Source organism: Brevundimonas sp., assembly GCF_029945885.1.
Taxonomy (GTDB): Bacteria; Pseudomonadota; Alphaproteobacteria; order Caulobacterales; family Caulobacteraceae; genus Brevundimonas.
On the sequence record NZ_JAQSDK010000004.1, the window covers coordinates 322,438 to 329,371 of the forward strand.

The following is a 6,934-nucleotide window of genomic DNA, read 5'->3' on the forward strand; positions in this document are numbered from 1 at the left end:
TGGTGACTTGGAACGGGGGACGATGAAAGCCCCCCGCGAATGCCCGCGCCTAGCGCTCCGGCGGTGGCCCGAATCCGCCGCCGCCCGGGGTCTCGATGACGAAGACGTCGCCCGGCTGCATCTGCACCTCGGCCGTCGAGCCCAGGGCCTCATGGGTACCGTCCGCGCGCTCGACGCTGTTGCGTCCGACCGCGCCCGGCAGGCCGCCGGCGACCCCGAAGGGCGGCACACGGCGGCGGTTCGACAGGATGGCGGCGGTCATCGGTTCGAGGAAGCGCACGCGGCGGATCACGCCGTCGCCGCCGTGATGGGCCCCCGCTCCGCCCGAACCGCGCCGGATCGAGAAGGAGTCCAGCCGCACCGGAAAGCGGGTTTCCAGAACCTCGGGATCGGTCAGCCGGCTGTTGGTCATATGGGTCTGGACCGCGTCGGCCCCGTCGAAATCCGGTCCGGCACCCGAGCCGCCGGCGATGGTCTCGTAATACTGGCGGGTCTCGTCGCCGAAGGTGAAATTGTTCATCGTCCCCTGGCTGGCGGCCAGCACACCGAGGGCACCGTAGAGGGTGTCGACCACCGCCTGACTGGTCTCGACATTGCCGGCCACGACGGCGGCCGGATAGCGCGGGCTGAGCATCGACCCCTCGGGCACGATCAGCTCGAGCGGTTTCATACAGCCGGCGTTCAACGGAATGGCGTCGTCGACCAGGGTGCGGAAGACGTAGAGGACGGCGGCGCGGGTGATCGACAGCGGCGCGTTGAAATTATTGTCGCGCTGCGGGCTGGTGCCGGTGAAGTCGATGGTGGCCCGCCGCGCCACCGGGTCGACGTCGATCCGGACCCGGATGATCGCGCCGTCATCCATCTCCAGCGCGAATTCGCCGGGCTTGAGCACGGCCAGCACCTGGCGCACGGCCGCCTCGGCATTGTCCTGGACGTGGCCCATATAGGCCTCGACTGCGGCGCGACCGAAGGCGTCCACCATGGCCTCCAGCTCCTGGGCCCCGCGGGCGCAGGCGGCGACCTGGGCCTTCAGGTCGGCCAGGTTCTGGTCGATGTTGCGGGCCGGCCAGCGACCCGAGCTCAGCAGGGCCCGGGTCTCGGCCTCGCACAGTCGGCCCTCGTCGATCAGCAGGACGTCGTCGATCAGCACGCCCTCCTCCTCAACCGTGCGGCTGCCCGGCGGCATGGAGCCCGGGGTGATGCCGCCGATATCGGCATGGTGGCCGCGGGCCGCGACGAAAAAGGCCGGGGCGTCGTCGTCGGGCAGGAAGACCGGCATGATGACGGTGATGTCGGGCAGGTGGGTGCCGCCGTTCCACGGGGCATTCAGCATATAGACGTCGCCGTCGCGCAGGCCGCGGCCGTCACGGGCCTCGCCCCGGGCGCGGATAACGGCGGCAATACTTTCGCCCATCGATCCCAGATGCACCGGGATGTGCGGGGCGTTGGCGATCAGGGCCCCGCCGTGATCGAAGACGGCGCAGGAGAAGTCGAGCCGCTCCTTGATGTTGACCGAATAGGCGGTGGCCCGTAGCGCCTCGCCCATCTGTTCGGCCACGGCCATGAAGCGGCTGTTGAACACGGCCAGCAGGATGGGATCGGCGGCCGTGCCTGCGGCAAGACGCGGGGCCAGGGGCGCGACGCGCTCGAGAATCAGGTTCAGTCCGGCATCGGCGGTGGCCCGCCAGCCGGGTTCGATCACCGTGGTGCCGGTCTGTTCGAGGACGATGGCCGGACCGTCGACAATGGCCCCGGCCGTCAGGGTCTCGCGCCGCACGATCGCTGTGTTGTGGTCGCTGCCGGCCATGCGGATACGGGCTGCGGGGATGGGCGCGCTCCCCGCTGTCGACGGCGGGACGGCTGCGCGTTCCGGCGTGTCGGACCGGCCGGTGGCCTCGGCCTCCAGACTCTCGACGATCAGGGCCTTGTCGCCGGCAACGAAGCCGAAGCGGCGACGATGCAGGGCGTCGAAGGCTGCCCGCATGGTCGCGACCGGGCCGAAGGGGACGGCCAGGGCCGTGTCGGTGCCGTCATAACGGATTCGCGCCCGGACCCGCGTCTCGACGGAATCGAAGGCCATGGCCTGGGTCACCAGCTCGGTCCGGGCCAGCTGTTCAAGAGCGCTGGCGCGCTGCTCCAGCGGGCGGGCCTGGTCATCGGCCAGGGGCAGGGCCACGGTCTCCTCGCGCAGGGTCCGCACCGCCGCCAGTCCCATGCCGTAGGCCGACAGGACACCGGCCAGGGGGTGGACCATGACCCGGGTCATGCCGAGGGCGTCGGCGACCATACAGGCGTGCTGGCCGCCGGCTCCGCCGAAGCTGTTCAGCACATAGGTGGTGACGTCATGGCCGCGTTGGATGGAGATGGCCTTGATCGCCTCGGCCATGTCCTGGACGGCGATGGCGAGAAAGCCCTCGGCCAGTTCAGCCGGGGACATGGCCTGGCCGGTCGCGGCCTCAACCTCGTCTGCCAGGGCCTCGAACCGGATGCGCACGATATCGGCGTCCAGCGGCTGGTCGGCCGAGGGGCCGAAGACCGGCGGGAAGAATTCGGGGCGCAGCTTGCCCAGCATGACGTTGCAGTCGGTCACCGTCAGCGGGCCGCCGCGACGATAGGCGGCCGGCCCCGGCACGGCCCCGGCGGATTCCGGCCCGACCCGCAGCCGCGCGCCGTCGAAGCGGCAGATTGAGCCGCCGCCGGCCGCGACCGTATGCACGGCCAGCATCGGGGCCCGCAGCCGGACCCCGGCGACGATACTGTCGGAGGTGCGTTCGAATTCACCGGCGTAGTGGCAGACGTCCGTGGAGGTGCCGCCCATGTCGAAGCCGATGACCCGGTCGAAACCGGCGGCGGCCGCCGTTTCGGCCATGCCGACCACACCGCCGGCGGGACCGGACAGGATGGCATCCTTGCCGCGGAAGGCGCGGGCACCGGTCAGGCCGCCGTTCGACTGCATGAACAGCAGGGGCGTGTCCGCCCCCAGTTCGGTTTCGACCCGGTCGACATAGGCCCGCAGCACCGGCGACAGATAGGCGTCAGCCACCGTGGTGTCGCCGCGGCCGACCAGTTTGATCAGGGCCCCGATCTCGTGGCTGACCGAAACCTGGTCGAAGCCGACCTCCCGGGCGATGTCGGCGAGCCGGGCCTCGTCGGCGGTCCAGCGCCAGCCGTGCAGCAGAACGATGGCCAGGGCGCGAAAGCCGGCGGCATGGGCGGCTGTCAGTCCGGCGCGGGCCGTGGCCTCGTCCAGCGGTTCCAGGACCGTACCGTCGACCGCGACCCGGGCGTCGATCTCGATGACCCGGTCGTAGAGCTGGCGGTTCAGAACAATGTGGCGGGCGAAGATGTCGGGACGGCTCTGCCAGCCGATGGCCAGGGCGTCGCCGAAACCGCGGGTGATGGCCAGGACGGTCGGCTCGCCCTTGCGTTCCAGCAGGGCGTTGGTCGCGACGGTGGTGCCCATGCGGACGGTCTCGACCCGGCCCGGCGGCAGGGGGCCGGGTCCGGCGTCCAGCAGGCGACGCACACCCTCGACGGCGGCGTCGGCATAGTGTTCGGGATTTTCCGACAGCAGTTTGCCGGTCAGGACGCGGCCGTCCGGCGACTGGGCGACGATGTCGGTGAAGGTGCCGCCGCGATCGATCCAGAAGCGCCAGCCCGGCTGTCGGTCGTCACGGGTCATCGGGCGGCTCAGCGTTTGCGGAAACGGGCGGCGTCGCCGGCGAGGGACGCGCCCCAGGCGTCGGGCTGTTCGTCGTCAGGCTGGAACGGCAGTTCACCGGCGACACCGCGAATGGCCAGCCACAGCTGGGTGCTGAAATGGTCGAGCATGCGCAGCGGCTTGCGGCGGTCATCGGTGACGTCCCAGCCCTCGGCGGCGAAGGCCTCGATCTGGCGGGCCTGGGACGCCTGGTCGATCCCGTCCCAGCCGTCCGGTCGGGGCAGGGCCTCGGCCTCGTCGGCAGTCAGGCCGAAGACAGCGCGGGAGCAGGCATCGATCTCGGGGAATTCGGCGCGGGCGTCCGGCTCGGCCCAGGCCCGTTTCATCAGCGCCCGGTATTCCAGGTCATCGATGCCGGGCAGGTCGATCAGGCGGCGCAGGCGGGGCGATGCGGTCATGGGCATGACTTAGCGTCCGGCTGCGCCGGGCGATAGTCACCGGCGCGTGAGGGTGCTGGCGGCGGCCGCGTCGGGAGACTAGACTGGATCTGCCCTGACCGGAGAGACGCGCGATGAGCGACGAGATCGTCTTCTATACCAATCCGATGTCGCGCGGACGGATCGTGCGCTGGATGCTGGAAGAGCTGGGCCAGCCCTATCGCACCGAGGTGCTGGAGTACGGCACGACGATGAAGGCCCCGGCCTATCTGGCCATCAATCCGATGGGCAAGGTGCCGGCGGTGGCGTACCGCGGCGTGGTGGTGACCGAATGCGCCGCCATCTGCGCCTGGCTGGCCGACGCCTTTCCCGAGGCGGGCCTGGCCCCGGCGTTTGACGATCCGGCCCGCGGCACCTGGCTGCGCTGGCTGTTCTTCGCCGCCGGACCGCTGGAGGCCGCCGTCACCGCCAAATCGCTGGGCCTGCTGGCTCCGGCCGACAAGGCGATGCAGGCCGGCTACGGCAGTTTCGACTCCGCGGTCGACACCCTCGAAACCGCCGTGGCCGCCGGCCCGTATATCCTCGGTGACCGGTTCAGCGCCGCCGACGTCTATGTCGGCAGCCAGATCATCTGGGGCCTGATGTTCAAGACCCTGCCCGAACGGCCGGCCTTCCAGGCCTATGCCGAACGTCTCTCGACCCGGCCGGCGGCGGTGCGGGCCCGGGAGATCGACGACGCCCTGATCGCCGCCGCCAAGACCGTCTGAACCCATCCCCCTGAACTGGAAGGAGACCAGCCGATGCGTACCTCCCTCGCCTTGATCGCCCTGCTCACCCTGAGCGCCTGTGCCACCGGCACCGTCGGTGACTCGCAATACCAGCGCGAACTGACCGCCCTGGAACAGAGCTGCCGCGACCGCGGCGGCGTCCTCGTCTCCACCGGCGCGATCACCGGCCATCCGGGCACCGAGTTCGCCTGCCACATCAGCGGCCCGGCCACCCGCATCGATCGCTGACTCCGACGCGAGCCGGACGGCACAGGACGTCGCTGCTCCCCGACCGGGGGTGGCGGCGTCTTGCCTTTTGCACTGCAATATCGCATCAGCAGCCGTCATCACGGACCCGGCCTCGACCGGGTGGCTAGCCTGGGTGCCGATCCCCCGGGAAACGGATCGATCCCGGACATCCCGCGCCTGTCGCGCCCGGTCGATCCAGCGACGGACCCTGACGGAATGACCCTGATCGCCAACGCCCGCCAGCAATGGCTGGCCAATCCCCGCAAGGACCTGCTGGCGGGCACGGTCGTGGCCCTGGCCCTGATCCCCGAGGCCATCGCCTTCTCGATCATCGCCGGGGTCGATCCGGCCGTCGGCCTGTACGCCAGTTTCGTCATCGCCGTGACCATCGCCTTCGTCGGCGGCCGTCCGGCCATGATCAGCGCCGCCACCGGGGCCATGGCCCTGTTGATGGTCACCCTGGTGCGCGATCACGGGCTGGAATATCTGTTCGCCGCCTCGATCCTGACCGGCATTTTCCAGGTCGCCGTCGGCCTGCTGCGGCTGGGGCGGTACATCAAATTCGTCTCGAAATCGGTGATGACCGGTTTCGTCAACTCGCTGGCCATACTGATCTTCATGGCCCAGCTGCCCGAGCTGATCGGGGCCAATTGGCAGACCTTCGCCATGGTCGCCGCCGGCCTGGTCATCATCTACGGCCTGCCGAGGATCACCAGGGCCGTGCCGTCGCCGCTGGTGGCCATTGTGGTGCTGAGCGGCCTGGCCGTGTGGATGGGGCTGGACGTGCGCACCGTGGGCGACATGGGCGAGATGCCCTCGACCCTGCCGATGTTCCACCTGCCGCAGGTGCCGCTGACCTGGGAGACCTTCGCCATCATCGCCCCGGTGGCGGCGACCCTGGCCTTCGTCGGCCTGCTGGAGAGTCTGCTGACCGCCAATCTGATCGACGACATCACCGACACCCCGTCGGACAAGGACCGCGAGACGCGCGGCCAGGGCATCGCCAACATCCTGTCGCCCCTGTTCGGCGGCATGGCCGGTTGCGCCATGATCGGCCAGTCGATCATCAATGTAACCAGCGGCGCGCGCGGGCGGCTGTCGACCCTGTGGGCCGGGGTGTTCCTGCTGTTCCTGATCCTGGTGCTGCAGGACTGGGTCGCGGTCATTCCCATGGCCGCCCTGGTGGCGGTGATGATCATGGTCTCGATCGGCACCTTTGACTGGGGCTCGATGCTGAAGCTGCGCGAGACGCCGATGCAGTCGTCGATCGTGATGCTGGCCACCACCGGCACGGTGGTCCTGACCCACGACCTGTCCAAGGGGGTGATGCTGGGCGTGATCCTTTCGGCGGTCTTCTTCATGCGCAAGGTCGGCAAGACGGTGGTGGTGACCGAGGTCGACTCGCCCGAGGGCGAGCTGTGTTACGCGGTCAGCGGCCAGCTGTTCTTCGCCTCGGCCGATGTGTTCGCCGCCGCCTTCGAACATCACGGCCACCCGACCCGGGTCGAGATCGACATGACCGAGGCCCATCTGTGGGACCTGACCGGGGCCGCCGCCGTCGACAAGGTGGTGTTCCGCTATCGCCGCCAGGGGGCCGAGGTTGTGCTGACCGGCATGAACGCCGCCAGCCAGACCCTGGTGACCCGCGTCGGCAGGCACGAGCGACAGCATCTGCCCGAGGGGGCCGGGGCGCACTGATCGCGGGCAGGGGCCGACCGCCTGTCGGGCAGGCAGGCCAAAGGGCCGCGCCGGTCCGGCTGCGGGTATGGGGGCGTGGGCGGAGCGCCGGGCGTCCGCCCGGAGACCGTATGACTATGTGT

At 69.9% G+C, this 6,934-nt stretch carries 5 protein-coding genes and 1 other annotated feature; of the genes, 3 read left to right on the forward strand and 2 right to left on the reverse strand.

Features of this window, described 5'->3' with window-relative positions; all coding sequences use genetic code 11:
* Positions 1-49: 49 nt before the first annotated feature.
* Together PSV00_RS04085 and PSV00_RS04090 are read right to left on the reverse strand one after the other, a co-directional pair.
* Positions 50-3,682: a hydantoinase B/oxoprolinase family protein gene (locus PSV00_RS04085; RefSeq protein ID WP_300445151.1), complete on the reverse strand. Its 3,633-nt coding sequence runs from the start codon at positions 3,680-3,682 to the stop codon at positions 50-52.
* An 8-nt stretch (positions 3,683-3,690) separates the two neighbouring features.
* On the reverse strand, positions 3,691-4,119 hold the full coding sequence (locus tag PSV00_RS04090) for a hypothetical protein (RefSeq protein ID WP_300445152.1): 429 nt from the start codon (positions 4,117-4,119) through the stop codon (positions 3,691-3,693).
* A gap of 113 nt (positions 4,120-4,232) precedes the next feature.
* Here PSV00_RS04090 and PSV00_RS04095 point away from each other — a divergent pair, with 113 nt between their 5' ends.
* From PSV00_RS04095 to PSV00_RS04105, 3 genes are all read left to right on the forward strand, one after another.
* Positions 4,233-4,865 carry a glutathione S-transferase family protein gene (locus PSV00_RS04095; protein ID WP_300445153.1) on the forward strand — a complete coding sequence of 211 codons (633 nt, stop codon included), beginning with the start codon at positions 4,233-4,235 and terminating at the stop codon, positions 4,863-4,865.
* Positions 4,866-4,898: 33 nt separating this feature from the next.
* Positions 4,899-5,114 carry a hypothetical protein gene (locus tag PSV00_RS04100; RefSeq protein WP_300445154.1) on the forward strand — a complete coding sequence of 72 codons (216 nt, stop codon included), beginning with the start codon at positions 4,899-4,901 and terminating at the stop codon, positions 5,112-5,114.
* Between the two features lie 99 nt (positions 5,115-5,213).
* Positions 5,214-5,268: a sequence feature (sul1 is cis-regulatory element that is thought to sense ions involved in sulfur or methionine metabolism; They are found in Alphaproteobacteria), on the forward strand.
* 68 nt (positions 5,269-5,336) lie between these two features.
* Positions 5,337-6,812: a SulP family inorganic anion transporter gene (locus PSV00_RS04105; protein WP_366944632.1), complete on the forward strand. Its 1,476-nt coding sequence runs from the start codon at positions 5,337-5,339 to the stop codon at positions 6,810-6,812.
* Positions 6,813-6,934 lie beyond the last annotated feature (122 nt).